The sequence below is a fragment of the Streptomyces sp. NPDC097617 genome (assembly GCF_044761485.1).
Classification (GTDB): domain Bacteria; phylum Actinomycetota; class Actinomycetes; order Streptomycetales; family Streptomycetaceae; genus Streptomyces.
The window spans coordinates 55404-81569 of the sequence record NZ_JBIWCL010000011.1 but is presented as its reverse complement, the minus strand read 5'-3'; the positions used below and the strand labels follow the sequence as shown (position 1 = coordinate 81569).

The 26166-nt window shown below is 70.2% G+C and carries 33 protein-coding genes; 12 read left to right on the top strand and 21 right to left on the bottom strand.

What is annotated here, in order from left to right:
- The first annotated feature begins 199 nt into the window (after positions 1-199).
- The 10 genes from ACIQZO_RS19530 (at position 200) to ACIQZO_RS19485 (ending at position 8709) form a co-directional block, all read left to right on the top strand.
- Positions 200-457 (top strand): hypothetical protein, encoded by a 258-nt coding sequence (locus ACIQZO_RS19530; RefSeq protein ID WP_403627603.1) that lies wholly within the window; start codon positions 200-202, stop codon positions 455-457.
- Positions 457-1539 carry a hypothetical protein gene (locus tag ACIQZO_RS19525; RefSeq protein ID WP_403627601.1) on the top strand — a complete coding sequence of 361 codons (1083 nt, stop codon included), beginning with the start codon at positions 457-459 and terminating at the stop codon, positions 1537-1539. The genes ACIQZO_RS19530 and ACIQZO_RS19525 overlap by 1 nt, the downstream gene beginning before the upstream one ends.
- Positions 1536-2294, top strand: a complete 759-nt coding sequence (locus ACIQZO_RS19520; protein ID WP_403627599.1) for an ATP-binding protein — start codon at positions 1536-1538, stop codon at positions 2292-2294. Before ACIQZO_RS19525 ends, ACIQZO_RS19520 begins: the two co-directional genes overlap by 4 nt.
- A gap of 157 nt (positions 2295-2451) precedes the next feature.
- Positions 2452-3168 carry a WhiB family transcriptional regulator gene (locus ACIQZO_RS19515; RefSeq protein ID WP_403627597.1) on the top strand — a complete coding sequence of 239 codons (717 nt, stop codon included), beginning with the start codon at positions 2452-2454 and terminating at the stop codon, positions 3166-3168.
- Positions 3165-4703, top strand: a complete 1539-nt coding sequence (locus tag ACIQZO_RS19510; protein ID WP_403627595.1) for a DUF2637 domain-containing protein — start codon at positions 3165-3167, stop codon at positions 4701-4703. The genes ACIQZO_RS19515 and ACIQZO_RS19510 overlap by 4 nt, the downstream gene beginning before the upstream one ends.
- Positions 4700-4891, top strand: coding sequence for a hypothetical protein (locus ACIQZO_RS19505; protein WP_403627593.1), 192 nt, complete (start codon positions 4700-4702; stop codon positions 4889-4891). The genes ACIQZO_RS19510 and ACIQZO_RS19505 overlap by 4 nt, the downstream gene beginning before the upstream one ends.
- A gap of 457 nt (positions 4892-5348) precedes the next feature.
- Positions 5349-5699, top strand: a complete 351-nt coding sequence (locus ACIQZO_RS19500; RefSeq protein WP_403627591.1) for a plasmid mobilization protein — start codon at positions 5349-5351, stop codon at positions 5697-5699.
- Positions 5696-7435, top strand: coding sequence for a relaxase/mobilization nuclease domain-containing protein (locus tag ACIQZO_RS19495; protein WP_403627589.1), 1740 nt, complete (start codon positions 5696-5698; stop codon positions 7433-7435). Before ACIQZO_RS19500 ends, ACIQZO_RS19495 begins: the two co-directional genes overlap by 4 nt.
- A 79-nt stretch (positions 7436-7514) precedes the next feature.
- Positions 7515-7937, top strand: coding sequence for a hypothetical protein (locus tag ACIQZO_RS19490; RefSeq protein ID WP_403627587.1), 423 nt, complete (start codon positions 7515-7517; stop codon positions 7935-7937).
- 85 nt (positions 7938-8022) lie between these two features.
- Positions 8023-8709 carry a hypothetical protein gene (locus ACIQZO_RS19485; protein WP_403627585.1) on the top strand — a complete coding sequence of 229 codons (687 nt, stop codon included), beginning with the start codon at positions 8023-8025 and terminating at the stop codon, positions 8707-8709.
- Between the two features lie 90 nt (positions 8710-8799).
- Here the strand turns inward: ACIQZO_RS19485 and ACIQZO_RS19480 are convergent, their stop codons facing one another.
- The 5 genes from ACIQZO_RS19480 to ACIQZO_RS19460 form a co-directional block, all read right to left on the bottom strand.
- Positions 8800-9660: a nucleotidyltransferase domain-containing protein gene (locus tag ACIQZO_RS19480; protein WP_403627583.1), complete on the bottom strand. Its 861-nt coding sequence runs from the start codon at positions 9658-9660 to the stop codon at positions 8800-8802.
- 301 nt (positions 9661-9961) lie between these two features.
- Complete coding sequence (locus ACIQZO_RS19475) at positions 9962-10870, bottom strand: hypothetical protein (protein ID WP_403627582.1); 909 nt, start codon at positions 10868-10870, stop codon at positions 9962-9964.
- Between the two features lie 104 nt (positions 10871-10974).
- Positions 10975-11721, bottom strand: a complete 747-nt coding sequence (locus tag ACIQZO_RS19470; protein ID WP_403627580.1) for a DUF317 domain-containing protein — start codon at positions 11719-11721, stop codon at positions 10975-10977.
- A gap of 21 nt (positions 11722-11742) precedes the next feature.
- Positions 11743-12036, bottom strand: coding sequence for a hypothetical protein (locus ACIQZO_RS19465; RefSeq protein WP_403627578.1), 294 nt, complete (start codon positions 12034-12036; stop codon positions 11743-11745).
- 52 nt (positions 12037-12088) lie between these two features.
- A complete protein-coding gene (locus ACIQZO_RS19460; RefSeq protein ID WP_403627576.1) occupies positions 12089-12451 on the bottom strand; it encodes a DUF317 domain-containing protein in 363 nt (120 codons plus the stop codon).
- A 297-nt stretch (positions 12452-12748) separates the two neighbouring features.
- Between ACIQZO_RS19460 and ACIQZO_RS19455 the strand changes: the two genes are divergently transcribed.
- Positions 12749-13219 (top strand): hypothetical protein, encoded by a 471-nt coding sequence (locus ACIQZO_RS19455; RefSeq protein WP_403627574.1) that lies wholly within the window; start codon positions 12749-12751, stop codon positions 13217-13219.
- Between the two features lie 227 nt (positions 13220-13446).
- Here the strand turns inward: ACIQZO_RS19455 and ACIQZO_RS19450 are convergent, their stop codons facing one another.
- Positions 13447-14043, bottom strand: coding sequence for a hypothetical protein (locus ACIQZO_RS19450; protein WP_403627572.1), 597 nt, complete (start codon positions 14041-14043; stop codon positions 13447-13449).
- 136 nt (positions 14044-14179) lie between these two features.
- Positions 14180-14500, bottom strand: coding sequence for a DUF6087 family protein (locus ACIQZO_RS19445; protein ID WP_403627570.1), 321 nt, complete (start codon positions 14498-14500; stop codon positions 14180-14182).
- Positions 14501-14709: 209 nt separating this feature from the next.
- Here ACIQZO_RS19445 and ACIQZO_RS19440 point away from each other — a divergent pair, with 209 nt between their 5' ends.
- Complete coding sequence (locus ACIQZO_RS19440) at positions 14710-15537, top strand: SDR family oxidoreductase (protein WP_403627568.1); 828 nt, start codon at positions 14710-14712, stop codon at positions 15535-15537.
- A gap of 133 nt (positions 15538-15670) precedes the next feature.
- Here ACIQZO_RS19440 and ACIQZO_RS19435 read toward each other — a convergent pair whose 3' ends face one another.
- From ACIQZO_RS19435 to ACIQZO_RS19370, 14 genes are all read right to left on the bottom strand, one after another.
- A complete protein-coding gene (locus ACIQZO_RS19435; protein WP_403627566.1) occupies positions 15671-16630 on the bottom strand; it encodes a collagen binding domain-containing protein in 960 nt (319 codons plus the stop codon).
- 55 nt (positions 16631-16685) lie between these two features.
- Positions 16686-17516: a hypothetical protein gene (locus ACIQZO_RS19430; protein WP_403627564.1), complete on the bottom strand. Its 831-nt coding sequence runs from the start codon at positions 17514-17516 to the stop codon at positions 16686-16688.
- Between the two features lie 15 nt (positions 17517-17531).
- Positions 17532-18404, bottom strand: coding sequence for a DUF317 domain-containing protein (locus ACIQZO_RS19425; RefSeq protein ID WP_403627563.1), 873 nt, complete (start codon positions 18402-18404; stop codon positions 17532-17534).
- The gene (locus ACIQZO_RS19420; RefSeq protein WP_403627561.1) at positions 18401-19678 is read right to left on the bottom strand and encodes an acetyl-CoA carboxylase biotin carboxylase subunit family protein; all 1278 of its coding nucleotides are present in this window, start codon (positions 19676-19678) and stop codon (positions 18401-18403) included. Before ACIQZO_RS19420 ends, ACIQZO_RS19425 begins: the two co-directional genes overlap by 4 nt.
- Positions 19679-19733: 55 nt before the next feature.
- On the bottom strand, positions 19734-20144 hold the full coding sequence (locus ACIQZO_RS19415) for a hypothetical protein (RefSeq protein WP_403627559.1): 411 nt from the start codon (positions 20142-20144) through the stop codon (positions 19734-19736).
- Between the two features lie 31 nt (positions 20145-20175).
- A complete protein-coding gene (locus tag ACIQZO_RS19410) occupies positions 20176-21438 on the bottom strand; it encodes an MFS transporter (protein WP_403627557.1) in 1263 nt (420 codons plus the stop codon).
- Between the two features lie 52 nt (positions 21439-21490).
- Complete coding sequence (locus ACIQZO_RS19405; RefSeq protein ID WP_403627555.1) at positions 21491-21961, bottom strand: hypothetical protein; 471 nt, start codon at positions 21959-21961, stop codon at positions 21491-21493.
- Positions 21958-22461, bottom strand: coding sequence for a hypothetical protein (locus tag ACIQZO_RS19400; RefSeq protein ID WP_403627553.1), 504 nt, complete (start codon positions 22459-22461; stop codon positions 21958-21960). The genes ACIQZO_RS19405 and ACIQZO_RS19400 overlap by 4 nt, the downstream gene beginning before the upstream one ends.
- Complete coding sequence (locus tag ACIQZO_RS19395; protein ID WP_403627551.1) at positions 22458-23324, bottom strand: winged helix-turn-helix transcriptional regulator; 867 nt, start codon at positions 23322-23324, stop codon at positions 22458-22460. Before ACIQZO_RS19395 ends, ACIQZO_RS19400 begins: the two co-directional genes overlap by 4 nt.
- 33 nt (positions 23325-23357) lie before the next feature.
- Positions 23358-23762, bottom strand: coding sequence for a hypothetical protein (locus tag ACIQZO_RS19390; RefSeq protein WP_403627550.1), 405 nt, complete (start codon positions 23760-23762; stop codon positions 23358-23360).
- Complete coding sequence (locus ACIQZO_RS19385) at positions 23763-24215, bottom strand: hypothetical protein (protein ID WP_403627548.1); 453 nt, start codon at positions 24213-24215, stop codon at positions 23763-23765.
- Entirely contained in the window at positions 24212-24664 is a 453-nt protein-coding gene (locus tag ACIQZO_RS19380) for a hypothetical protein (RefSeq protein ID WP_403627546.1), read from the bottom strand. The genes ACIQZO_RS19385 and ACIQZO_RS19380 overlap by 4 nt, the downstream gene beginning before the upstream one ends.
- A gap of 148 nt (positions 24665-24812) precedes the next feature.
- Positions 24813-25526 carry a hypothetical protein gene (locus ACIQZO_RS19375; protein ID WP_403627544.1) on the bottom strand — a complete coding sequence of 238 codons (714 nt, stop codon included), beginning with the start codon at positions 25524-25526 and terminating at the stop codon, positions 24813-24815.
- Between the two features lie 33 nt (positions 25527-25559).
- On the bottom strand, positions 25560-26159 hold the full coding sequence (locus ACIQZO_RS19370; protein ID WP_403627542.1) for a hypothetical protein: 600 nt from the start codon (positions 26157-26159) through the stop codon (positions 25560-25562).
- Positions 26160-26166 lie beyond the last annotated feature (7 nt).

Below are 26166 nucleotides of genomic sequence, written 5' to 3'. Positions count from 1 at the left end.
CTCAGACGCCGGACGCTCCTGGTAGCGCGCCGCCCCGGCAAGGGCGGGAGAGCTACCCATCACCACAGCACCGGACCTTCTCACGGGCACACCGGTGCGATGTTCACAACAGAGGAGAGTGTCGCATGGCGACCGCCCCGCGCAAAAGACCGGAGCATACGGCTGCCCACGCAACCCCCCAGCAGGGGGGTACCGCCTGATGGCCCGCATCCGCACGACCAAGCCCGAGATCTTCTGGTCGGAGGACCTCGCCGCGTGCGACGACACCGCGATGGTCACCTTCCAAGGACTGCTCGCCCAGGCCGATGACAGCGGCAGGTTCCTCGCCCACCCGGCGATCAGCGCTGGCGTCGCGTGGCCGCTGCGTACCGAGCACACGCTCGCCCACGTGGCCAGGGACCTCGACCAGATGGAGACCGTCGGCACCTTCCGCCGTCGGCAGGGGGGTGCTGCCTGATGGCCCGCATCCGCACGATCAAGCCCGAGATGTTCTGGTCGGAGGACCTCGCCGCGTGCGACGTCACCGCGATGGTCACCTTCCAGGGACTGCTCGTCCAGGCCGATGACAGCGGCAGGTTCCTCGCGCACCCGGCGATCATCGCCGGGCTCGTGTGGCCGCTGCGCATCGAGCACACTCCCACCCATGTGGCCAGGGACCTCGACCAGCTGGAGACCGTCGGCATCATCTGCCGCTACACCGGGTGCGACGGCAAGGACTACTTGCACATCGTGAAGTGGGACAAGCACCAGAAGATCGACCGTCCCTCCGCGTCGCGCGTGCCCCGATGCCCCGTGCACCAGGCCCAGCGCCAGTGCAGCGAGTGCGGAAGCGCGGCCTGCCCCACCTCCCCCTCCCCCGCCAAGGCCTCGGCGCCGGCCACGACAGCTGGGCTCACCGGCAACACCTCGCAGGATTCGACGAATACTCGTCGAATACTCGATCAGCCGGTTTCGCCCGATTCCGTGCCTCCGGTGAAGCCGGACCTCGCACCCGCCAGCTCCGGCACGGGCCCGCGATCCGCTCCGAAGCCCCTCCAGCAGCCGCTTTCTGGCCTGCCTGGAGAAACCGCAGGTCAGGCCGCTTTCGACGAGGGCTCGACACAAATGCGCGAGGGCTCGTCGTCTGGATCTAGGATCTTGGATCCTGGATCTGTACCTACGGGGCGCGAGGCGCCAGCACTTGGCAGCGTCTCGGAGAAGGTGTCCGCGAAGGATCTGGTGGCCGAGTACGTGAAGGGCTGCAGGCAAGACCCTCCGAGCGAAACGCGCGGGCTGCTCGGCAAGAAGATCAAGATGCTGCTCGACGAGGACTTCGCGCCGAGGGACATCCGCGCCGCCATGGAGCTCCTGCGGGCCAAGGGCCTGCATCCGAGTGTCCTGCCCAGCCTGGTGAACCAGGTGGTCAACGCCTCACCGCAGCACTTCGGCGCTCCGCCGTCCTCCGCCTCCGGCGCGGGGCCATGGGCCAGCACCGGATCCACCTACGTGCCCTACCGCAATCCGGCGCCCGCGCCCACCACGTTCGGAGGCAGCCTGTGACCCGCTACCGTCTCGCCGAGCCGCAGCCCGCCGTCTCCGACCGGCTGCAGGCCCGTCTCGCCGCCCGTCTCGCCGAACGCGGCATCGACCCGGCCGGACCGGCCGTGGCGGACACTCCGGAGCCCATACCGGCCCTGGAGGCAGCCCAGCGGCGTATCCCGTACGACTACCGGGACGCGTTCGCCGACCACCCTGCGGTCATGGCCTGGGTGCGGACCATCGCGGAGTCGGCGACCGCGCCGAACGCCGGCGACCACAACCCCCAGTGGGGCAGCGGCGGACGCCGGGTGATCGCCCGCGGGCCTTCGCTGCTGATGTGGGGCAACACCGGGGTAGGCAAGACCCGTCAGGCCTACGGGGCGATCCGCTCGCTCACCGCCGCCGGGTGCGCGGTCCGCTGGCACGCCGTGAAGGCCGTCGACCTCTTCGGGCAGATGCGCCAGCGCACCGGCGTGGACGTCGAGTGGCTGCTGCGCGACATCTGCCGGGTGCCGCTGCTGCTCCTGGATGACCTCGGCGCCGGCAAGTCCACCGAGTGGAACGAGGAGATCACCTTCCGGCTCCTTGCCTGGCGTGGCGAGAACCACCTGCCGACGCTGGTCACCACCAACCTGGCCCCGGTGCGCACCGACGACATGGACAAGTACCAGCCGGTGCTGCGCGACAAGGTGGGCGACCGGATCCTCTCCCGGCTGTCCGGGATGTGCACCGGCGTCGAGTTCGACGGTCCGGACCACCGCTTCCTGCGGGCCTGACCGGTACCGCCTTCCCCCCAGCATCTCCCCCTTCGGGGCTGGCCCGTCGCCGCTCCCCTTGCCCTTGCCTCACCGCCGAGCCGCACCCACACCGCTTCACCGCCGGTGTGCCGCGCTGCCGCCGCCGGCCCATGAGGCGTACCCGGAGAACATCACCATGCGCTACATCACCAACAACGTCCCTCCCACCAGCCTCCACGGTGTCTCCGACATCAGCTGGCACGCCCGAGCCGCCTGCAACGGGGTCGAACCCGACACCGCGGAGGAGCTGTTCTTCCACACGCCCAACGACGAGTACGCCATCGCGGAGGCGAAGGAGATCTGCAACTGGTGCCCGGTCCGCCGCGAGTGCTTCAACTACGCACTGGACAACGAGGTCAAGGACGGTGTCTGGGGCGGCCTGACCGAGGCCGAGCGCCTGACCTGGCATGACGAGGTCAAGAACCGTCTGGACTACAGCCGGGTCAAGGCGGTCATCGAAGGCCGGGACGTCCAGCTGAGTCGGCTGGAGCGACGGACGCTGATCCGCTACGCGAGCGCCCGGGGCTGGAGCCCGGAGCGTCTCGCCCACACCCTGCGCATCGGCGCCGAGTGGGCCCGCGACCTGCTTCGGGTGGAGGCCCGCGCCATCGAAAACCGTGACCACTACAACGTCGCCTCGGACCCCAATCCGGCCGAGACCGCACGGCAGGCCGTCCTCGACGGGCAGCTGCCCCCGCGCGCCGGCAAGGCCCACGACGGCGACGGACCGGACCGGGACCGCAGCCTTCCTCACAGGAACAAGAAGGGTGAGGTCAGCGTGCCGAAGCCGAGGCCGGTAGCCCGCCAGGTGCAGACCCAAGCTCTGCTCGACAACCTCCGGAGGGCGGTATGAGCACCACCGGCAAGCCCTCCAGGGCCACGAGGAGCACCGAGGCCGCCGAGCGGTTCACCCTCGCGGCCGCCGGGGCCGTCATCGTCGGCCTCACCGGCGCCGCCTTCTGGCTGAGTTACGCGCACCTCGCCGAGGTTGCCGGGCAACATGGGCTGGCCAAGTCCCCCGAACGCCAGTGGGCCTGGCCCGGCACCCTGGACGCGTTCATCGTCATCGGGGAGCTGCTGATGCTGCGGGCAGGGCTCCGCAAGGTGACCGACGGCTGGGCGATTGCTCTGACGGCCATCGGGTCGGTCGGCTCGATCGCGCTGAACGTCGCCGGCGTCAGCGGCACCAGCGCCGGGCCGATCCCAGTCCTCGACTACGTGGTCGCCGCCGTCCCGCCCACGGCCGCCTTGCTCGCCTTCGGCGTCCTCATGCGCCAGATCCACCAGCACGTCGCCGTGCCCCGCACCGACTCCCCCGCAGATGAGGCCTCTCCCCTCACCACGGGCACCTCCAAGGGATCGGACACGCACTCCCACTCCGGCGCCTCCATGTACTCCTGGACCGATGGCAGCGCGGTCCCCACAGACGGAAGCCTGTCCGACGGGGACCGCGCCGGCACGGTCCCCCAGCAGAGCCACGGTCCCCAACCCGTCCCGGCGGTCCCGGCCAGCACGACCACGGTGAAGGCAGAAGGGACCGAGGGGACGGTCCCCGACCCGGGGACCGGGGACCGTCGCGGTGGGGACCGTCCCACCACTGTCCCCACAAACAAGCTCGGTCCCCACACGGTCCCCACGCCATCCGGGGACCGTCCCGAGGGGACCGACGGTCCCCACGCTGGGGACCGTCCTGAGGGGACCGTCCCCGACACGGGGACCGGGGACCGTCCCACCACGGTCCCCACCCACAAGCTCGGTCCCCACACGGTCCCCACGTCATCCGGGGACCGTCCCGAGGGGACCGCCGCCCAGACGGGAACCGTCAACGGTCCCCGCACGGTCCCCAGTGCGGCGACGGCCGACGGGGACCGGCCGGGACACGGGCCCGCCAAGGCCCGGAACAGCGGGATCCGAGGGGACCGGCCCCGTCGCGACACCACCTCAACGGTCCCGGGGACCGGGGACCGGCAGGGGACCGTCCCCGGGACCGAGGCGGACGGTCCCCGTCCCCACCCGGTCCCCGAAGGGGGCCAAGACAACGCCGGGGACAGTGACGGAGACCGGGGCAGCGCCGAAGCCGAGGACGTCCCGGCCGACCGACGCCAGGCGACGGTCCCCAAGCCGAAACAGGCCGGGGACCATGCACCGGATCAGCCGGGGACCGGACGGGGACCACGGTCCCGCTCCCGCCTCACCGAGGACGAGCTCGTCACCCGGCTGCGTCCCCACGTGCGGAAGGCCCTCCAACGGGACGGCAACGAGGCCGTCACCCGCGTGCAGCTGCGGACGATCATGCGCGCCCAGCAGATCCCCATCCGCAACGACCGCCTCACCCACGTCCTCGCCCGCCTGCGCGACGACAACACCACGACAAGGAGAAGTCGATGAAGACCTGCCCCCGGTTCACCCGCATCCGCGCCGACTTCGAGCGGGACATCCACTACCTCCGCAACCATGCCGACCGCCACCAGGGCACCGCGCCGGCGAAGACCAGCGCCCGAAACGCGCTCGGCACCAAGCAACGGATGGCAGAAGCCCTCACACGGCACTACTCACACTGCCCCGAATGCGGATAATCCGACCGCAACGGTGAACGGATCGCCCTCTTAAGGCGCTCCTCAGGGCGGCCCGGACACCCCCAGGCCGCCCTCCCGTTCAGGCAACAGAGGCCCGAACACCCCCACCAGAACCCGCCCGCCCCCGTTTCGCGAGGACCCCGACCCGATGACGAACCCGTCGAACAGCGCAACCACCGTCCCCGACCAGCCGGACAACAACTCGCTCTCGCGGCGAGCAAGTTATCCCATAAGTAGCACTCCCGTCGGGAGTGCTACTTATGGTGTCCCCGCCCCTGGGGAGGCGGGATCTGCCCAACACCGGGGGGCGCTGGGCAGAGAGGATGCGGTCGAGGGCAGCTCGCATTCCCAGGAGGAGAAGCACTCGTGCCACAACCCGCTCTGCGCGCATCGAGCTCCCGCGCAGCCGCCCGTCCGCAACCGACTGCGTAAGTCCGCTACCGACAAGCGCGTCCACATGATCGCCAGCCGATTCAACGACTCCGAGAAGCAGAGCCTCCTCGACGCCGCGAGTGCCAGTGCGATGACCGTGTCCGGATTCGTCGCTCGCGCCTCCCTCGCCGCCGCGCACGATCTCTCCCGTACGGCAGCCGTGGTCGCCGGAGAACGCGAAATGCTGAACGAGCTGTTCGCCCTGCGCCGGCATCTGGGCCACATCGGCAACAACGTCAACCAGGTGGCCAAGGCCGTGAACTCCGGCGCGGACACCCCCCACGCGGAAGCCGTACTCACCGCCGTGCGCCGGGCGGCACAGCGCGTGGACGACTTCACCCGCCGCCACGTCGAATCCAGAAGCACCCCGCAGTGATACCCCGAGTCCACAAGCGCGGATCCCGGACCATCGGCCTGCTGTACTACCTGTATGGTCCCGGTACCCACGAGGAGCACATCGACCCGCACCTGGTCGCGGCCTGGGACAGTCTCGCACCGGACCCTGGGCGCGACCCAGAAGCCACCCAGCAGGCCCTCCAACAGCTGCTGGACCTTCCCGTCGACTCCGTCTCCACGCGACGCCGGCCCGCCAAGCACGTGTGGCACCTGTCCGTACGGGCGGCGCCAGAGGATCCTGTCCTCTCCGACGAGCAGTGGGCGGACATCGCCCGCCGCATGGTCGCGGCTACGGGCATCGATCCGGACGACGGCAGACCCGGCTGCCGGTGGGCCGCGGTCCGCCACGCCGACGACCACATCCATATCGTCGCCACCTTGGTCCGCGAGGACGGCCGCAAACCGCGCCTCCAGAATGACGCCGCCCGGTCCCAGGCCGAAGCGCGCCAGATCGAGATCGACTACGGACTGCGCCGCCTGGACGCGGGCGACGGAACTGCATCCCAACGCCCCACCAGCGCCGAGGTTCACAAGGCCCGACGCCAGGGCCGCCAGCGCACCCCACGGGAAGAGCTGCGCGAGACCGTCCGCCGCGCTGTGGCCGGCGCCCAAGGAGAGGAGGAGTTCTTCGACCGCCTCGCTTCCGCGGGTCTGCTCGTCCAGAAGCGGGTCGCGCCGTCCGGTGATCTCCTCGGGTACAAGGTCGCGCTTCCCGACGACCGCAACAAGGAGGGTGAGCCGGTGTTCTACCCCGGCGCGCGGCTCGCCCCGGACTTGTCCCTGCCCCGGATCCGCGAGCGCTGGAGCTCCACGGTGGCTCCCGGCCAGGACGCCGAGGGCGTCACCGATGATGCTCCCGTGCGCGCGGTGCCGGGGCCCGCTTCCGCGCGGCGCACCGCCACGACCGCAGCCTGGCAGGCCGTGCTGGTCTTCGACGACGGTGACGACGGCGTGATCTCCGCGCACATCGCCGCGGCCGGCGAGATCCTGGATGCGCTCGCCCAGACCTCCGCCGCCCACACCCGAAGGCAACTGGGCGAGGCGGCCATCGCGTTCGAGCGGGCCTCACGCTCCCACGTCCGGGCTGCCCGCGGGCACGATCGCGCGCTGCGCCAGGCCGCCCGTGACCTCGTCCACGGCGGACCGGCGCTCGGCCGGGGGGAGGACGGGGCGACCACGGCGATGCTGATCGACATGGCGTTCTTCCTCGTCACCGCCGCCGCGGCCTGGCACGGGAGGAAGGAACACGCCCAGCAGGCCGGTGCTGCCCTCCAGGCCGCCGAACACCTGCGCGCCGCCTACCAGGCCGCGGCCGGACATCCCATGGCCGTACTGCACCAGCGCGGCCGCCTCATGCCCCCCGCTCTCCAGCGACGGCATGCCGCCATCCTGCGCGAAGCGATACCCGACCTCGCCGAGCAGCTACTGGCCGAGGCGGGCTGGCCCGCGCTCGCCTCCACCCTCGCCGACGCCGAAGCCGCCGGCCACGATCCGGCCCAGCTCCTCGTACAGGCCTCTGGCCGAAGGGAGTTGGAGACCGCATCCTCGGTCAGCGACGTCCTGGTGTGGCGGCTGCGCCGTCTGGCCGGGCTGCCCGCCGACGCCTCCACGATGCCCCTTCACAGCAGCAGTCCCGCCGGAAAGCCGTCGCGTTCGCACACGAAGGGCCCCGCAGGCACCCGTCAGGACGACCGTGGCCGGGCCCGTGGATTTTGAGAGATTCTAGAGTGGAACCACGACAGGGGCGTGGTGCACGATCTATGGTGCCCGGCAGAACAGCAACGAGGGGGACCACATGTTCGGACGCAATCGCGAACTCAGAGAGCGCCGCGAAGCCCAGCAGCGGTGGGAGGCGTTGAGCGCGGGGCACGTCGAGCCGTCGCTCGAACCGGGCCACGGGGAGCCGGCAGCCACGCCGGTCGTGGACGACTTCCTGCCGCCCGAACTGCGTCTCCCGACCGGCGAGGAGCTGGCCGGGATCCTGATGACCCACGACCTCCCGCTCGTCCTCGACGGCGAGGTCCGCGCCTGCAGCGAGTGCAGCTCGTACCGGAAGTGGATCGTCGCGAGCACCCCCACCGGGGTGTGGCTGCGCTGCCCAGCCGGCCACCAGCAGGTCGAGCCCCGGCTGGACGCCGCCTGGTTCAACCGCACCAGCGGCCCGATCACCGCACAGCACGCCTCGTACGAGGAATGCCTGCGCTTCCTCGGCCACTGATTCTGGCCCCTGCCGCCCGCAACGCCGGAGGAGAGCCCCACGGGGGCCCGGCCGTCAAACCCGATCCACCACACCAGGGGTTCACATGCGCATGCGCACCATCACCATGACCGTTGTCGCCGCCTTCGCCATATCCGGGTGCTCCAGCAGCGATCCTGCGGCTTCCGCCCAGCCTCTCGGGCAGGCGTCGCAGAAGGCCAAGGCCGCCGCCCCGGCATCGAGCACCCCGGTATCTTCCTCCGTTCTCGCCGGACGGCTCCTGGCCGAGGCTGACCTCGGCCAGGACTACACCCGCAAGCCCGAGAAGGCCGCCCGTCATGACGACGTGACGGTGATCGGCTGCCCCGCACTGGAGGAGCTCGGCGGTGACGCCGCCGCCGGCGGGAGCCTGAACTTCCCGAACAAGGCGAAGGCCTCCTTCGTCTACAGCACCAGCGCCGGCTCCGAGATCTCCGAGGAGCTCTACAGCGACGCGACGCCCAAGCTCGCCGACGGTACGAAGCGGATCTTCGACGCGATGACCGGCTGCCCCGTGTACCAGGTGGTGATCGGCAGCAAGCCCATCAAGATCGCCACGCAGAAACTCGCCGCTCCCGCCATGGGTGAGCAGGCCTGGAGCCAGCTGCTGACCTTCACCACCGGCGGGCAGGACATCGTCGTCAAGCAGACGGCGGTCCGCACCGGCTCCGTCCTGATGGTCGTCTCGGGGGCACCTGCCCTGGTCGATTCCCACCTGGAGAAGGCCCTCGCCAAGGCCAGCACCGCGCATTGACCGCATGGACACCAGCACGGCCCCGCCGCTCTTTCGTGAGCGTGCGGGGCCGACTTGTGTCTTCCGGGACGCCGGCAGGGCCGCGCGGCGTCACAGCCGCGGCAGCGCCATGGCGTCCCGGAGGGTGATGTGGAGGGCGTGAAGCGGCTTGGTGCGGGTGGGGCGGAGGACCTCGAAGGTCTGCGCACCCCGGTGAAGGCGGAAGAGGAGCTGGTCGAAGTCGTGCCAGCCAAGGTTGATCCACATCGTGGCAGGCAGCTCGAAGCTCTGCCCCCGCGTGAGCGGATCTCCCTGGACCCACACGGTTTCGGGGGCCGTTGGCAGGTCCTCGATGTGGCGAAGGGCGGCCCCGGCGGCGCGTCGGAGCGGGCTGTCGGCTTTCCACCGCCGAGCCAACAGGGCAGTAGCTTCGGGACGGGTGGGCTGGGCGTCCGGCAGGTCGACGCGGTGGATGTCGATGGATCCCAAAGCCGCCAGCTCGACTAACTGCGCTCGCACCGGGAGGGGGATCCAACGGTCGAGGCCTTCGAACTGCCCGATCATGGCGTCGCGGGGAGCTCGGCCCGCCTTCGGGTCGGGCTTCATGGCTACAAGACGCGCCTGGGCGTCGGAGAGAGCGTCGCCCCGCTTCCACAGCAGCACCAGCTCCGCGCCCGCGGGAAGGTCGCTGTTCTGGTTGAACTGGAACTGGATCCCGCGCTTACTGCCCTTGAGCGCCCGCTTCATTGCGGCCATGGGGTCTCCTCCGGCCATCATGGCGCCGACGACCTCTGCTGAGAACGCCATGTCCGTGCGGTGCACGACGGCGACGTCCAGGTCCCCCGGGTCGAGCGCACCGCGGGCGTACGAGCCGAAGACGTACACACTCTCCACGAGATCCAGCGGGCGCTCGCCGGCGTCGAGCCGGGTGATCATCTCGCGCAGTAGATCGGTGGCACGTTCGCGTTGCATCCCCGAGCTCCCGTTCTCGAATCGGCGCTTCGCTCGACCATAGGGGCCTCGGAGGGAGGAAGGAGATCCCTCGCGCGGGTGAAGACCCGGTGCGCAGGCCCGCATCGTCTCCTGCCGGACATCGCGAAGACCTCGGACGGCAGGGGCAGCCCTCGGGGTACGCGAAAGGCCCGGTCCCCGCTCCTGGTGGAGTGGGAACCGGGCCTGGGATGTTGACGGCGGCGACGTGGAGGTCGTCAGCCATCGCACCGAGGACACCTCAGTCGTGGTCGCCGAGTATCCGCAGCCGCACCGTGGCTCGTCACGCGCCGCGTTGCGGGCCGAACGGTGAGGTCGCGTTGCCGTCGGCGAAGGGGCGCTGGATACGGAGGAGCCGGTCGCCGTGGACACGGGCACCGGTGACGCGGTCCTCGCCTGGAAGGTAGACGACAAGATCGACGTGGGTGCCGTGTCGGTGCCGGGAGACGGCGACGACGTGGTGGTCTTCGGTGCAGCCGGAGATCGTGTATCGGTCGCCCGACCGCACCGCCCAGGCGCGTTCCTGGAACGTACCGTGCCCGCCCGCGTCCCCGGCCGCCGCGTGCGCATGCATCTCGGGCAACGTGTACATCTGGCGGACGGTCTCCTCTTCCGCCCAGAGACGCATGCAGGCCGGGCACTCGTGAGCCCCTGCGGAGGGAACGGCGGGTTGCCGCTCGCCGCAGTAGGTCTGGCCGGTGGCGTGGTTGCGGCGGTGGCCGAACGCGAGTCGTCCGGCACCGGGAGCAACCCACAGCAGGCCCTCGTCGCTGTGACACGTATCGGGTGCGGGCAAGACGAGCTCGCCCGCCCGTCCACGCAGCGCGTCCAGGGTCTTGGCCAGCTGGGCGCAGTTCGCGCAGGCCCGCTTACTCGTGGCGCGGCGATGGTCGAGGGCCTTGCCGCAGTACCCGAGGAGGTGGCCGGGGATCGGCCGGTGGGCGGCTGCGGTCCTTCCCGCACCGGCGGCGGGACTGGCCTCCAGGTCTCCGGGGTGGGGCGGTGTGGTGAGCACCAGGAGCGCCCGCATGCAGGCCTGGCATGCCTGGTGGGCTGTTCCCTCGCCGATCGGTGCGAGGCTGGGCGCGTGGGTGGCGCAGGCCGTCAGGGGTTCGTCGTTCCCGAGCAGGACGCCGTAGTGGGCGACGCCGTTGGTGCGGCCGGTGGAGAAGCGGATCAAGCGGCAGGTCAAGGAGCCTCCTGGTGGCCAGGGAAGTGGATGTGCCGAGGGGGCCACCGCCGGACGGGGGAAGGACGGCCGGCCGGCAGCCCCTCGGAATGAGCAGACCTCTGGGGTCAGCCGGGAAGGCTGAAGGTGATATGCCCTGCGGAGAGTTCCGGCAGGATGCGGCGCCGGACGGGGGCGGGCGAGGCGATCGAGGAGGCGAAGGCCGCGACCAGGTCGTGCGGGGTACTCGGGCTGAACATCGCACTCCAGAGGTAGGGCGATGCGGGGCGAGGCTCGGCCCACGCCTGCCAGCCCGCGAGGTCCGGGCGCGGGTCTCCGTCCTGGATCTCCTTCGGCAGCAGACTCCAGGTGAAGCCCGCCGACATCCCCGCATCCCAGGCGGTGGTCTCCGGCTGGTCGATGTCGCGGGGCCAGCCCAGGGCTGTCAGCGCGGACATGACGACCTCGGTGCCGGCGTAGTTGGTGACGAGGTCCGTCCGTGCCGCGACGGCGAGGAGGAAGTCGGCGACGGCCTCGTGCGGGGTGCCGGTGGTGAAGTAGGCGTTCCACTCGATCAGGGCACTGTCGCGGTGGGCGCGGGCGGAGATCTGCCAGGCGATGGGCAGGTCGCCCAGGAGGAAGCCAGGGTCGGTGCGGATCCACTCGGCGCCGGCCAGCCCGTTCGGGCTGAGGAAGAGCAGTGTGCTGCGGGCGGTCGTCCAGCTGGCCCAGCCGGACTCGGCGAGGGTGTCGCAGATCCGGTCGGCGAGGATGCCGTCGTCGCCGGCGAGGTGGCGGGGCGTGACCCAGTAGGACGGGCCGGGGTCGGGGGTGGACGGGTAGCGGGAAGAGCGGGGAGTCAGGGGCGCCTCCAAGGCAGCGGAACGGGTTTCGAGTTACAGGTTGCCGGTGGCACCTCGGCGCCGGCGGGGCGGAGCCTCGATCGGCTCCTGCCAGGCAAAGTCAACAGCGACGGACTTCGGCAGCGGCCCGAGCTGCTCGCCGCTTTCCGCGAGGTAGACGACGGTTCGGCCGCGCGGGTCCTCCGTGCTGACGATGGGACCCATGGTGTGCTCCATCGGGAAGAGCGGGTTGATGGCCATGCGGACGATGGCGTCGCGGTCGAAGGCGGCGAGCCGGTCGATGATCTCGCCGACGGTGTGCTCCCGGTCCAAGGTGTTCTCCTTCATCGTCATCAGATCGCGTGCACGGGTTGGCTCCGTGGTGCACGCGGGGTGGGGTTCAGTGCGAGCGTACGGGCGCTGAGGTGGCGATGACTTCGGCCACCACTGCGGCGACGAGCCGGGCAGGGGTCTCGGTGTCGAAAATGACGCGATACCCGGGGACGGTGGCCGTGCCCGTAACTGCCAAAACCCATCCGTCGCCCTCCGAGCCGGGGCGCCCGCCGGGAAACCATCCGAGGTAGAGACGGCCGTCCCGGGAGCTGATATGCATATCAGCCCGATCGTCCACGACGCATACAAAGTCCTCGTCGGTGAACTGGTCGATCACCATCGCGGGCTGTCCCGGTCCGAGTCGCCAGGAACGGAGCCGCAGAGCCTCGCTCGTCGTGGAGTATCCGGGTTTCACTGTGTCCACAGTCAACGACAGACACCTCTCTGACCTGGGGTTTCCTGGGGAAGGTGTCTACGTTGACATCCGTTCCACCTTTGCACCAGTCCTTTGGGCTTCTTTCTTGTCTGCCACCGGCGAACTGGAATTTCTACCCGTATTCGGCAGGCGGAACGCCGTACCGTGGCGCACGTTTGCGGCAATGGCTCAGAAGATCTCGTCTTTACACGAAGGCACCGGCCGGACGAGCTACACCCCCGCCGCATACCGAAAGTGGTCATCCGGGTGGAACTCGCCCTGCAAGCCATCCCATTCGGGTAGAAGGAGGCTATGGCGGAAACGGATGATTCGTGGTTGGTCGATGCGGTGTGGCGTGCGACCGACCTGACACGCGCCTACCTGGCCCAGGACCGGGCTCAGATCGAGGCGTGCCTCGCAGGTCTGAGCTCCGGTCGAATGGAGCTGGTACTGGCCTGGCTGGTCCTCGAACACGACGAGCTCTGCGACAGACTGCTTACGCCGCTGATGTCGGTGCGCGAGATCGACGCGGTCGCAGCGCTCTCGCCCGTGGAGAACGAATTCGCGATAACGGCCGCTGTCCGGCGAGTCGCCGCGCGGGAGATGGGGCTCACCGCCGCCGTGGATGGCCTGGCACTGCCAGAGCAGATCCACGCCATCGCGGTCTGCACCGTGGTCATGGCGCTGGAGGCCATCGGCCGCGCCAGGGCGCTGGACGAGGTCGACGTGAAGGCCATGGAGTACGAGCGGATGGGCTACCCCAGGCCCCGCCCGGCCGCCTGAGGGTTCGGTGCCCTGATCCTGGAATGGGTAGAGGAGTGATCGCGCAGGAGGCAGACTTGCTCCCGGAGAACAGCCGGCCTCCCAGTAGGTCCCCGCTCATGCGCGAATGCAGCCCGCCACCGGCGCGGGCTGGTAAAGCGCGCTCGGAACCAGGTGAGCGCGCCGCCCACCTTTGGGAAGGAACCCCGCCCCCGGGCCTTCCCATTCCAACGGAGTCGAGACGACGGTCAGCTCTTCAGAGCGCGTACTGCGGCTTCTCCGGCTTTGATGATCTCGTCGACGGCAAGCCGGGTTCGGACGGCAAACGCCTCCGCTTCTCGCCGACGCCCAGCGCGACGCAGCGTCAAGACGTACTCAACCATCTCGTTCACAGCCTCGATGACCTCCCTGCACCACACCTCCAATGTGTACGGCGGCCGCTCGGTAGCTTCAACGATCCCGGCGGCGATCTGAGCAACCGCAGTCAGTTGACCGGCACTTAGGTGAGCCTGCCGGGCGAACGCGATGGTCTCTGTGTAGCCGCCCTGCGGTAACTGATCCTGCCTGAGGGTTTGGCGTGCGCCACACGCCCGCAGGAACGCCAAGATGGCCTGCTCCGCGACGAAGGCCTGCCTGCCGTCGTCGAAATAGATCTCGGCTGTCGTGTGCCACCCGTGTCGGGCGTGCTGTCGAACCCGGCTGGTGCGACTAGCCCGGCTTGTGACGCCTACCTTCAGGGCATCTAGCTCGTGGCACTCTGCGATGTACAGCACAGCGCCGGCCGTGACCAGGGAGTGGAAGTTCCTGCCCTGGCGGGAACCAGCACTTGCCGCGTTGGTATTCACGCCGCGATAGTGCCGGATACCACTGACAACCTGGCAGTTATCGACGGCAGTAGGTCATCCATACCGGAAGGCTGACGCCGCATCCTGGGTGTTTGGTCAGCCTTACACGCCTCCGGCTGCGGCGAAATGGCATGCCTCAGGATCTTGGCCTGCGGTGGCGACCAGTGCCTGGGGCCAGGGGGCTGCGTACCTCGACGGGGGCGGTCACCTCAGCCTGGTCGGCGGGCGTGGCTTCCGGTGGCGGATAGAGGGCGAGGCGGGCCGCTGCGTAGTTCTCTACGGTTAGGAGCGGCTGCCAGGCGAAGCCATCCCATTCCAAGAGCATGCGTGGAGCATCGGGGTCGACGTGGGTGGCGCGCTGCGGGCCATCGCTGAGGGTAATGGCTTTGCGTTCGCCGGGCTTGCGCAGGCGTCCTTCGCGTCGGGCGGCCCAGCGTTCGAGGGGTTCGTCGGTCATGGTCGTACCTCCGTGAGGGGCAGCACCTTACCGAAGTCGGACAGCACGAGGCCCCTGCTCCGAGGACGAAGGAGCAGACAGTCGTACGTGCGACTTCGGGCTTCGGCCTCCCGGCGGGCTGGAACGGTTGGAAGTTTTCGGCGGTGACGGTGGAGGGCCTCCGCTGTTTCGCCGCCGGCCGTCGTGCGACTCCGCTACCGTGCAGGGGCATGACGGTGCTGATCATCGGAGGCAGCGGGTTCCTGGGCGCAGAGCTGCTGCGCCAGGCGAGAGTGGCCGGCCAGTCCACGGCTGCGACGTTCAACTCCCGCCCCAGCGGCACGTCTGGCGGCTTGTGGTACCACCTCGACCTCCACGTCCCCGGGCGCCTCGAAGAAGTCCTCGACCTGGTGCAGCCCAGCGTGGTGATCAACGCCTCCAGCGGGAACAGCGACTGGGCAGTCACGGCCGAGGGGCCCGGCCATCTCGCCCGGAGCACAGCCAGGCGGGGCATCCGCTTCGTGCACGTCTCCAGTGACGCCGTCTTCTCCGGGAACCGTGGCTCCGCCTATGACGAGGCGGCCCTCCCCGATCCGGTAACTCCGTACGGTGCGGCGAAGGGAGCGGCAGAGACAGCCGTACGTCTCTTGCATCCGGGCGCAGTCGTCGCCCGGACCTCGCTGATCATCGGGGATGGCGGGTCCTCGCACGAGCAGCTGGTTCACGAACTAGCCGCTGCTACACGGACGGGAGCCCTATTCACAGACGACGTCCGCTGCCCGGTACACGTCGCCGACCTGGCTGCCGCACTCGTGGAACTCGCGGCGAGCGATACCGCCGGGATCGTCCACCTCGCGGGTGCCGAGGCGCTCTCCCGGCATGAGCTCGGTGTCCTCATCGCGCGGCGAGACGGCCTGGACCCGTCCCTGCTGCCCGCTGGCCGCCGGGCGGACACACGGCTGCCCGGCGCGCTCGATGTGCGCCTCGATATCGGCGCTACGCAGCAACGGTTGACCACCCGGCTCCGCGGGGCCCGCGAGTTCCTCGGCGAGAGCTGACGGGTAGCGCCGACGGGCGGCAGGCTGCACGAAAACGCACGAAGGCCCCAGGAACCGCCGTTGCGGTCCTGGGGCCTTCGGTGTTGATGTTCAGTTGCGGGTGGCGGTCAGGTCACCCAGCGTTCGGGGAACCTTAAGCCTCGTTGCGGCGCCGACGAAGAGCGAACACTGCGGCACCGCCCGCGGCGATCAAGGCTCCGGCGCCGGCCAGCAGCCAGCCCGTCGATCCGGCGCCCGTCTGGGCGAGGGAGCCGTTGGGAGCGGGCGAGGAGGTGCTGGAGGTGCTCTCCTCCGGGGTCGGCTTCTCGCTCACCGGGGGCTGCGAGGGCGCCTCCGTCGTGCTCGGGCTCGGCTTGGCCGGCGGGGTGCTCGGCGGGGTGGTGGGGGTCGTCGGTGTGGCGGATGGCTTCGGGGTGGTGGGCGGCTGGGTCGGCTTCTCCTTCTTGGTGTTGGTGAAGGCGGCGGTGGCGGGGGTGCCGGGCTTGGCCGTGATCTTCACCGGTGCGGAGTTCAGCTGGTAGCCGTCGGGGGCCTTGGTCTCGGTGGCGGTGTAGGTGGTGCCGGCGCGGGTGGTGACCGGGAGCTTGGTGGTGGCGGTGCCGTCCTTGCCCGTGGTCAGGATGATGGGCTTCGTGTCCCCGACAGCGGTGATGTTGATGACGGCGCCGGCGAGGGGCTTGCCGGTGGTCTTGTCGGTCTTGGTAACCGTGAGGTCGGCGGGCTTGAACGTGTCGACGATGGTCAGCTTCGCGTTCTGACCGGGGGTAACGATGACGTCCTGGTCGGGTGCGAGGTCGTGGATCAGGCTGCCGGTGGCGGTCTCCTTGAGTCGCCAGACTCCGGGGGTGACGTTCTCGAACCGGAGTACACCGTCCGCTTTGGTCGTACCGGTCAGGGCCTTGGTCCCGTTGAGGGTGTCGAGCAGGGAGAACTCGGCGCCCGCGAGGAGGGCTCCATCCGGGTCCTTCTTGAGGATCTCGACGGTGCCGGGCTGCGGCTCGGGGGCGTTGGCGAAGGCGCCAGGGGCCCAGATCAGGGTGCTGGTGGCAAGCGTCGCCGCAGCAACGGCGGCTGCAATGTAGTGGGCGTGCATGAAGAAGGAGGTCTCCTGGGTGTGGAAAGGGTGGTGGGCCGTCTGAGGGCGGAAGTCAGCGGCTGCGGACCGGCGTCTGGGCCGGGCCCGGGACGGAGCGTGCGGGAGGGGTGCTCGTGGTCGGGGCGGTGGGGGTGGCGGCGTGCCGTCGCAAGGCCGCCATGGCGATGCGGTGTTGCTGGTCCATCGGCAGGCCGGCGATGCGGGTGAGGGCTGCGGCGGTTTCGGGGCCGAGTGGGCGTCCGGTGAGCTGGACGACGGCCTCGGCCTCGGCGAGCATCGCCTGGTCCAGACGCAACCCGAGCATGTCCCGTACGTAGTAGCGGGCGTTGCACAGGGAGTCCGTGATGGGCATGTCGTCGTAGGTGCCGCCATCGACGAGGGCGAGGACGGTGTCCGTCGCTTCGTGCAGGCGGGTGAGCATGGTGGTGTCGGTCGCCCACAGTTCCTCGTGCCAGCGCTCGGCCCACGGTTCGCGTTCGGCGAAGCCTGCAGGCGTGATGAGGGCGGGCCAGGTGACTTGGACGAAGTCCACTATCCCTGTGCGCAGACCGGTGAGTTCGGCGCCGGCCCAGGGAGGCGGGCCGTCCTTGTGCCAGTCGCGTATGACTCCCTGGCCGGCGCCGGGCCCCCGTTCGGCATCGCGGCGCATGAACGTGCCGTGTTCGCTGAAGCGGAGGTGCACGGTGTCGAGGTTGCCGCGCTCGGTGTGGACGAGCGTCAGGCGCAGGCCGTCGTACTGGCGGTCCATGATGGTTCGGGCGAACTCGATACGCAGGCGGATCTGCGAGCCGGTCGGAGTGGCGTAGTACACGTCACCGACGACGGTGCCGAAGGGGAAGGGGAGTTCGAGGCTGTCGAAGAACTCCTTGGCGTGCAGGGGCACGGGCAGCTCCTTTGGTCAACGGCGCGCGGAGCGGCCAGCGGGCAGTACGGCTGCGGCTGGGCGTGTGGCGGTGCTCCAGCGCGGCACGCTGCGGGTGGTGATCTTCGGGGGCTGGCCTTGGAGGCGCTGGATGTCGAGTGGGGTCGGGGCCGGCGGCTTCGGTGGGGTGAGCGGGGTGAGCTGCGCGAGGGCCGCGAGTTCGGGGGCGAGCTGTTCGCGGTATCGCAGTACCGGTGCCGGGTCCAGCAGGGCCTTCGCGGTGGCCGCGATGAGGTGAGTTGGTGTGTTGGAGGTGAAGCGGGCTTCGGCTCGGTTCCATCCGGATGGTCCGGCCCACAGCAGGACCGTCTCCTCGTGGGGGTCTTGGCTGCCGACATCGATGGACACGCCCGCGGTCCCGTCCGGGGCGGTGATCTCGACGAAGGGCCCGGAGACCTGGCCGCTGCGGCCGCCGATGCCGAGGGTCACCATTCCTGGAAGCCGCTGCTGATTCCAGCCGGCGTCGAGCAGGGGCCGGACTTGTGTTGCCCAGTAGAGGGAGGGGGCCTTGGTGAAGGGGTCGTGGTCCTTGCGCGCTTCCCAGTCGCGTGCGAGCTCGGCGGTGAACCCGGCGACTATCTCGGCGGGGAACGAGCTGTTGAAGGTCGCTGCCCAGCGCGTCGGGGACGAGGCATCCTCGCTGGCCGAGACCTGGTAGACGTCGAAGTCGTCGCCGTACCAGCCGATTCGGATGCGCTGGTCGGGTGAGGTGATCAGCAGCTGGCAGGGGCCGTCCAAGTGGGTCTTGGGCCAGTGGTTCACGGGGACGAAGGCGGCGTCGCCGTTCCAGCCGGATCCTGCGAGGTAGCGCGGGGAGACGTACACGTCGCCCTCCGGCGTGTACGTCACGCGGCGCCTTCCGCCCCGGCGGCGGGCTGCACGGTGACGGTGATGTGCCGTGCGGTCTCGGCGAGACGGTCCTCGACCTGTGCGTCGTCGTAGCCGGTGACGACGTACAGGCCGACGCGGGCAACATCGACGTCGCCGTCGGGCGGCAGGGTGACCTGGTCGCCCGGGGAGAGGGTCCAGCTGGCCTGCGCCAGCCAGTCGGTGTCGTCGAAGAACTCCGGGTCGATGCCTCGCTCGACGAGGGTGCCGGAGACCTCGGGGTACAGGAGGGCGACGCCGGCGGCCTGGCGGCGGGTGGGGGTGAGGTCGGGCTGGCGGCCGAGGGCGAGGGTGGCGGCGGCGCGCGGCAGGTCGATGCCGGTGGCGAGGAGGACGAGCTTGCCGATCAGGTCGCCGCCGATGCGCCCATTGACTTCGATGATCCGGGGGCCGGTGGCGGTGAGGCGCATCTCGACGTGCTGGATGCCGGTGGTGAGGCCGAGGGCGGCGACAGCGGCCTGGGCGATCGGTCCGACGCGGCGGAGCAGGGGGTCGGCGGCGTCCACGGTGTGGCCGACTTCTTCGAAGTAGGGGGCGAAGGCGAGCTGCTTACGGGTGACGGCAACCGGGGTGGTGACGCCGAGGTGGGTGACGCATTCGACGGATATCTCTTCGCCGTCGAGGTACTCCTCGACCAAGACGGCCTGGGACTCGCCGCTCCACAGGCTCGCGCCTTCGGTCGCGAACTCGAAGCCGGCGGGGAGTTCTTCGGCGCGGTCGACCTTGATGACGCCGACGCTTCCGGCCTGTCCGGCCGGTTTGACGACGACGGGGTAGCCGATGAACTCGGAGGCCAGGGCCGCCTCCAGGAGGTTGGCGACCTTCATCGACTTGGCGGAGGGCACCCGGTGGAGGTCGAGGAGTTCGCGGCTGGTGGCCTTGTCGCGGCATCCGCGGAGGATGTCCGGGCTGTCGGTGGCCACCTGCAGGTGCTGGGCGAGGACGGCGGTGTTAACGAGGAGCATCTCGTTCCAGGTGAGCACGGCGGAGATGGGCTGCCGTGCGGCCAGCGCCTGGCCCGCGGCCAGCAGGGACTCGATGTCGTACGGGTCGGCGACCTCGTGGTCGACCACGAGGTCCTTCTCCCAGGTGAGGGCGCCCGGGGTGATGACGACGGTGTCGTAGGCGGCGGCTACGCCAGTGAGGCAGTAGCCGCGATAGAGCTCGTCGTTGGGAGCGACGACCAGGACGACCGGGCGGGAGGGGGCGGTGCGGCGGGGCGTGGACGAGGTCAAGATTTGGGGGGCCTTTCGGTGGAACGGGGGGTTCGGGCGAACAGGGGCGGGGACGTCAGCGGCGCCAGCCGGGGCCCTCGGTGAAGGCTGGGGGGCGGGGGACGGGGGCCACGGCTGCGGACGGGCCGTGCCGGTGGGGCAGCGTCATGGGGAAGACCGTCTCCTTGGCCAGGATCTCCAGCGGTTCCAGCTGGTCTGCGGCCTCACGGAGTGCGTCGCGTACTTCGAAGGGGAGCGGTCCGGTGTAGAGGGCGGGACCGGTGGTGCCTGCCCAGTGGGAGACGGCCCGGAGCAGGTTCTGGATGTCGGCGACGAGACCGTCCTCGGTAAGCAGGGCCTGGGCCAGCGTGGTGGTCTCGTCGGTGGGCAGGGTGTCGAAGCGGTCGGCGAGCAGACGCACGAGGCTCCCGGCTGCCGCTGCTTGGTCGGCGTTGAGTGAGGAGATGACCGAAGGGCTCGGGGGCATGGGTCTCCCAGGTCGGGGTTGACGGGCCGGGTCAGGGGCGCTTGTGTGCGGGATTACGGCGACGCATGGCGGGTTCGCGGCGCAGGCGCCAGAAGGCGGCGAGGAGGCCGATGGCCTGGAGGGCTGCGCAGCCGGTCAGGACGTGGCCGAGGGCTGCTGCGGGGGTGAGGGCGACGAGGATCCCGGCGAGCGGGAACGGGGCGAGCATGATCAGGATGGTGATGCCGAGGGTGGCGCCGAAGACCCGCTCAGGGATGAGGTGGGAGCGCAGGGTGCGCAGGACGACGGTCATGCCGCCTTCGCCGGCCATCAGGACGGCGGTCAGGATGAGGAAGTAGGTGTAGGTGGTGGCCTGGGAGACGGCGAGGCCGGCCAGGGCCGCGACCACCGCGCTGGCAGCTCCGGTGGGCCACAGGCCGACGCGGTCGATGGCGTAGCGGCAGCAGGCGACGGCGACGAGGGAGGCTGCGGCGGCGGCCGACCAGATCACGCCGACGGCGGCGCTGGAGTAGCCGAGGTGTTGGACGACGATGATCGGGGCGGCGGCCTGGAGCATGCCGGTGGCGAGGTTGGAGACGGTGAGTCCGGCGATCAGCCAGGCAAGGGCCGGCAGTGAGAGGACCGTCTTCCATCCGGTGCGCAGCCCGCTGAGTGCGGATACGGCGGCGGGGACGAGGCGGGTTTCGCGGTGCCAGGGGGCGAGGGCGGCGCCCAGGAGCGAGCAGGCGGCGATGGTGATCAGGGTGCCGGTGACTCCGGCCCAGTGCAGGAGGAACCCGGCTGCGGCGGGGCCAGCGAGGGTGGCGGTCTGGTCGATGCCCAGGAGGGCCGACTGCACCCGATGGGCGCGCTCCCCCGCGTCCTTGCTCGCGGATGCTCCTGCGGTCTCGGCCGCGATGTAGGAGAACTCGGTGGCGACGCCGGTGATGGCGGCGAGCGCCATCACGGTGATCGTCGCGCCGGGGCCGCCCGTCTGGGTGGGCAGGATGACGGCTGCGGTCAGGACCACCAGGGCGCGCAGCACGGAGGCGATGCGGAAGACCCGTTTGGTGCCGTGCCGGTCGACCATCGTTCCGGCCAGGGAGAATGCCGCGAGGCGGGGGATCCACTCCAGTGCGAACGCGAGCCCGGTCAGGGTGGCGGAGCGGGTGGTGGCGAGCACGATGAGCGGGATGCCGTACGTGGTCATCGCGAATGCGCCGGCGTCTGCGGTGCGGGGGAGGTAGATGCGGCGCAGCAGGGACAGCTGGGGGTGGAGGGCGTGCCGTGGACCGGCGATCACAAGATCGGTCATCGTCGCTTTCACGCAGGAAGGCGCCCGCAGCGGCGAGCAGGACAGGTACGGCTTAGCGGCGCTGTGCGCCTGGCTTCGGCGGAGCCGGGGCTGGGGGCGTCATGCCCAAACCCTTCGACGGGGTGGCCGGGGGGCTCGGCTCGGCTACGAGTTGCTGGTAGATGCCCAAGAGGGTTTCGAGTTCGCGGAACAGGCCGCCTCGCTGGATCGCGGCTTCTTCGATACGGGTGCCTCGCATGCCGAGGAGGCCCGTGGTCCACTTGTGGGCGCCCCATCGCATGTCACGGCCGCTGAGGGTGGAGTTCAGTTCGTTGATGGCGCACGCGGCGTCTTCCAGGAGCTGGCGCTGCACGGTGTCGAGGCGCGAAGCCGTGTTCATCACCGCCACGACCGTGTGCTGCACGTGCTCGGGGGCCTCCTGCATCGCTGTGTAGGCCCAGACGTTGGGGTCCGTGCCGACCACGCGCGCCACTTCGCTGGTCCCGAGATCGGCGATGGCGGCCCACTTGCGTACGGTGCTCACGCGGCCAGCTCCATCTCGTCGCGGGAGCCGCGCGTCAGCTGGGCGGCCAGGGTTCCCCCGTGGTCGCGGATCCACGCGGTCAGGACGGTCCGGGGCTCGTGCAGGGACTCGTCGTCCAGTTCTGCGGCGTGGCCGGGGCTGGTCGGGTCCGTGCTGAGGAGGGTGAGGGTGGCCTGGACGCGGGTGACGAAGTCGCTGACGTCGCTGGGGTGGTGGTGGGTGCGGGCCCAGCGGGCCGTCGTGTCGTAGACCTCGGCGAGCGCTTCTCCGGCCGCCGTGAGGTTCAAACTCGGGATCCCGTCCTCGGAGGTGGCCTCCAGGAGGCCCAGAGCGCGTCCGACGGCGGAGGCCTGGCGCCGCTGCCAGGTGGAGAGGCCGGTTAGGGTCCGGCTGATGAGGTGCCGGTGGAGCGGCCCGTTGTCGTCGATATCGGTGACGATCCGGATGAGACCCGGGTGTGACAGGGCGGCCGTGGCCGGCCGCAGAGTGGTGGCGTTCATCGGGTGCGGCCTCCGGTCGTCGGCGCGTCGGCGGGGCGTACGGCGGGGGTATGGGAGAAGAGGGCACTGCTCTGCCAGGTCCCGTGGGACTGGGCCTTCGGCGCCGGTGCCGGGACGCGCGGCTGGGTAGTGGCCCAGACGGCCGGGCGATCCGGGGACTGCGCGGGCTTCGGCGCCCACACGGGGTGTTCGGCGGCCACGGCCAGGGGGCGGCCCGCGGCCCAGGCGGACAGGGCCTGGTAGACGGGGGCCAGCTCCCGCCCAGCGGCCGTCAGCTCGAAGCGGCCCTGGTCGTCCCTGGCGACCAGGTAGTCCTCGACCAGACGGTTGAGCGGCGGGTACACGGTGGTCAGGTGCCGGTCGGGCATGGCGGTGAAGGCCAGGGCCTTGGGGCTGGAGAGGCCGCGGATCCGCAGGGTCCACAGGATCGGGGTTGCCTGTCGCGGGCCGATCAACGCGATCGTGTCCTCGATGTCCTGAGCGCGCGGCACCGCCTTCGGCACCTGCCGGCCGGTCGCCGGATCGAGCACCGTCTCCTTCTCCAGGTGCTTGCCGCCCCAGGCCGCGATCACTCCCAGGACCGGCAGGAGCTCACGCCCGCGGACGGACAGGCTGTACAGCACGTCTTGGGTGTCGTACTCGGTGCGTTCCAGGAGCCCGGCGCCGGTGAGCCGGACGAGCCGCGGGTGGAGCTGTCCGTCGTGGAGCCAGTGCAAGGTGCGCTTGAGCTCCCCGTAGCGCAGCGGCTTCTCGGACAGGGACATCAGGACCCAGACGTTCCACCGGGGGGCCAGCATCTGCAGGCTCTCGGTGACCCGGGAGAGGTCGGACGATATGGATTCGGGCAGGCCGGTGATAGGCAAAGGGGGGTGCTCCTGGAACGTGGTGTACGGGGTTCAGCGGGTGCGGGTCGCCGGAGCGGCCGGGACCGGGGGTGAGACCGGGGTGGCGGGTGTCGTCTCCGGCGCGGCGGTGCGGTGCAGGCTCCGCAGCACGGCGGAGACGTGCTGGGCCTGGGTGTCGCGGACGGCGACGGCTTCACCGATGCGGCGGGCGCAGTCGTGGAATTGACCGGCGTCGTAGCGTCCGACCTCGCGCGCGGGATCAGTCAGTTTCCGCAGGCGCTGGAGCTGGAAGTCGAGATCACGCTCGGCGAACTCGATGGCCTTGTGGCTGGCCAAGAGCGCGGACAGCATGTTCGGGTGGGTCGTGGAGTCGGCGTGCGCTTCGAGCTCAGCGCGCGGACGGCCGTAGAGGGCTTCGATGTGCTCGGCGATCTGCCGGGATGTCGTGTGGGTCAATCAGTGGCCTCTCGCGCCTTTGGCCGCGGGCTCCGCAGCGAGCGGTGGGGTGGCGGGCACGGCGCGGGTAGTGATCTTGTTCTGGGTGAACCGCACCCGGCTCGGCTGCCGTGGCGCCCCCTGCGGGGGCATGCTCCGCAGGAGCTGGTCCAGGGCGGCGACGTACTCGGTGCGGGCGGACAGGGCGGCGTCCATCCACTCGGAGTCAAAGCGCAGGTCAGAGGCGGAGAGCGTGTTCATGTCCGCGTCGGGGGCTGTGCTGCGGTGGACGCGGTCACGGACGCGGGCGACCTGTTCCTCGGTCAGGGCCAGGAAGCTCCGCAGCTCCAACGCGCGCTGCTCAGCCGGCGTGGCACTCCCGGCTGCGGCGGCGGCGTAGAGCTGGGCAAGCGGCGCGCCGAAGACCTCTTCGAGTCGCGCGTCCTGGGTGCTGGGCTTGGTGGAGGTGCTCATCGGACTGCTCCCCTGGCCGGTGCGGCCGGCACGGCGACCTGGCGGGCAACGGGCGTGGTACCGATCGCAGGCACCGTTCGGCGGGTGCCCGACCAGCGTTCCGGCGTGCGCTTCCCCGGGGCGTTGTCATCCAGGAGGTAGGTCACGGTCATGGCGCGGCCGTCCCGGACGTCGAGCAGCGTGCGCACCCGGTCGGCGAGCGCCATCACCGGGTCATCGAGCTCTCCCCCGGGTGCTCGGTCCAGGGCAAGGACGAGGTCATCCTCGGCGCTGGACAGCGCTCCCTGGGCTTCTTCGAGGAGCCCGTACCAGCGCACCAGCGTCGTGGCTTCGGGGTTTGCTTCGGGCGCGGCCGTTACGGCGCCCCGCAGCTGCTGAAGGGGCATCTGGAAGCGGGTTTCGATCTGCTGGGTGTAGAAGGCCAGCACGTCGTCGAGTTCTTCGGGCATGGCGAACTCCTCTCCATGAGGGCATGGGGCGGCAAGGCGAAGGATGGTGATGGGCCACCGAGTTGTGCGGTGGGGCTAGTTACTAGGTTCCGGAGATTCCCCGGTTTGGCTGACCGGGGATGTGCTGCTATGTTCCGGCGCCCCGCCCTCAGCGGGCCCGGCCGCGGGCTGGCGGCGGAGCGCTCGGCAAGGCGGCCCGAACGCCGTTGCGGACCGCGCCCGGTGCGGGTGCCGGCAGCGGGGTGGAGCGGTCCTCCATCCAGTCGACGGCGGCCTCGCAGGTCTCGAAGGCGCCCTCGCGCAACGTGTGTGTGAAGTTGTCGAGGTCGGCTTGCTGCAGCAGGACCCGGAACGGCTTCTCGACCCGCTCGTCGACCGCCTCCAGCAGCACGACCGTCTCCGCCTTGGGATAGGAGTCGTCCGTGTGGCTGGAGCGCAGGACGAAGCGGTCGGCATCCTTGACGAGCCGCTGCTGCAGGGCCACGGTGGCCGCGTCGGCGGGCTGGGTGCCCGTCCCCGGCGGCAGGGCGATGGCCTCGGCCGGGCAGCCGCGGGCGATGAGGAAGGCTTGGGCCAGCTCCGGGAGCGGGAGGGTTTCGTGGTCGAATCGGTACGACTTGGTGGACAGGTCGCGTTCGAGGAACAGGGCGATCAGCTGAGGCTCGCCGGGGATTCCCCAGGTGACGGCGCCGTTGTGGATCATGTAGAAACTGCGGGCGCCGTCAGAACTGTGGTGCGCGGAGAGTTCGGTCAACTCCCGATGTTCCGATTCGACGCTGTCCCAGAACTCCTCCCCCACCGCCTCGTTGACGGGATCGAAGCCGTCGAGGCGGAAGTCAGGCCGGTAGTCGGGTCGGGGCATGGTCCTCATTTCGTTCTGCGGAAGTACCGAGGGTCAGCGGGACCGTGCGGGTGGAGCCGGCCAGGAGCCGACCCGGGGCGGGGGCACAACTGCTGCCGCGGGCCGGGCAGGGCCGGTGAGGGTCGTACGCCCGCTGTCGGTCAGGGAGACGGGCTGTCCGGCATGGAGCGGGTGGGAGGTGTCGCGTACGACAAGTTCGGCCTCCTCCAGCCTCTGGAAGACCGGGTGTGGGACTCGTACGCCGGAACCGGTCACGACGGCGAGGCGGCCGGTCTGCAGATGCTGGTGGAGCTTGGCTCCCTGACTGATGGCCAACAGCGCGGCGAACTCGCTCGCGAGCAGGTCCGCGCCCGTTGCGGCAACGCGCGGGTTGGCGGCTTCCAGCGGTTCCAGCCCGGCGACCATCACGTCGTGCCGGGCGTCTCGTATAGCGGTGGCGTCCTTGAGCTGGGCGACCGTTCTGTCGATACGGATGAACAGAGCCTGGTCGACTGCTAGTTCACCTGAGGCCAGGCGCCCAAGGAGGACCCGGTAGAAGGTGACGCCCGTCTCTGCTTCGGCGAGGGAGCGGTGGGCTTCGGCGAGACGGTGCAGTGGCTCGTCGAGCAGGCCCCGGTCGTGGTGCTTCCACAAGCGGCCA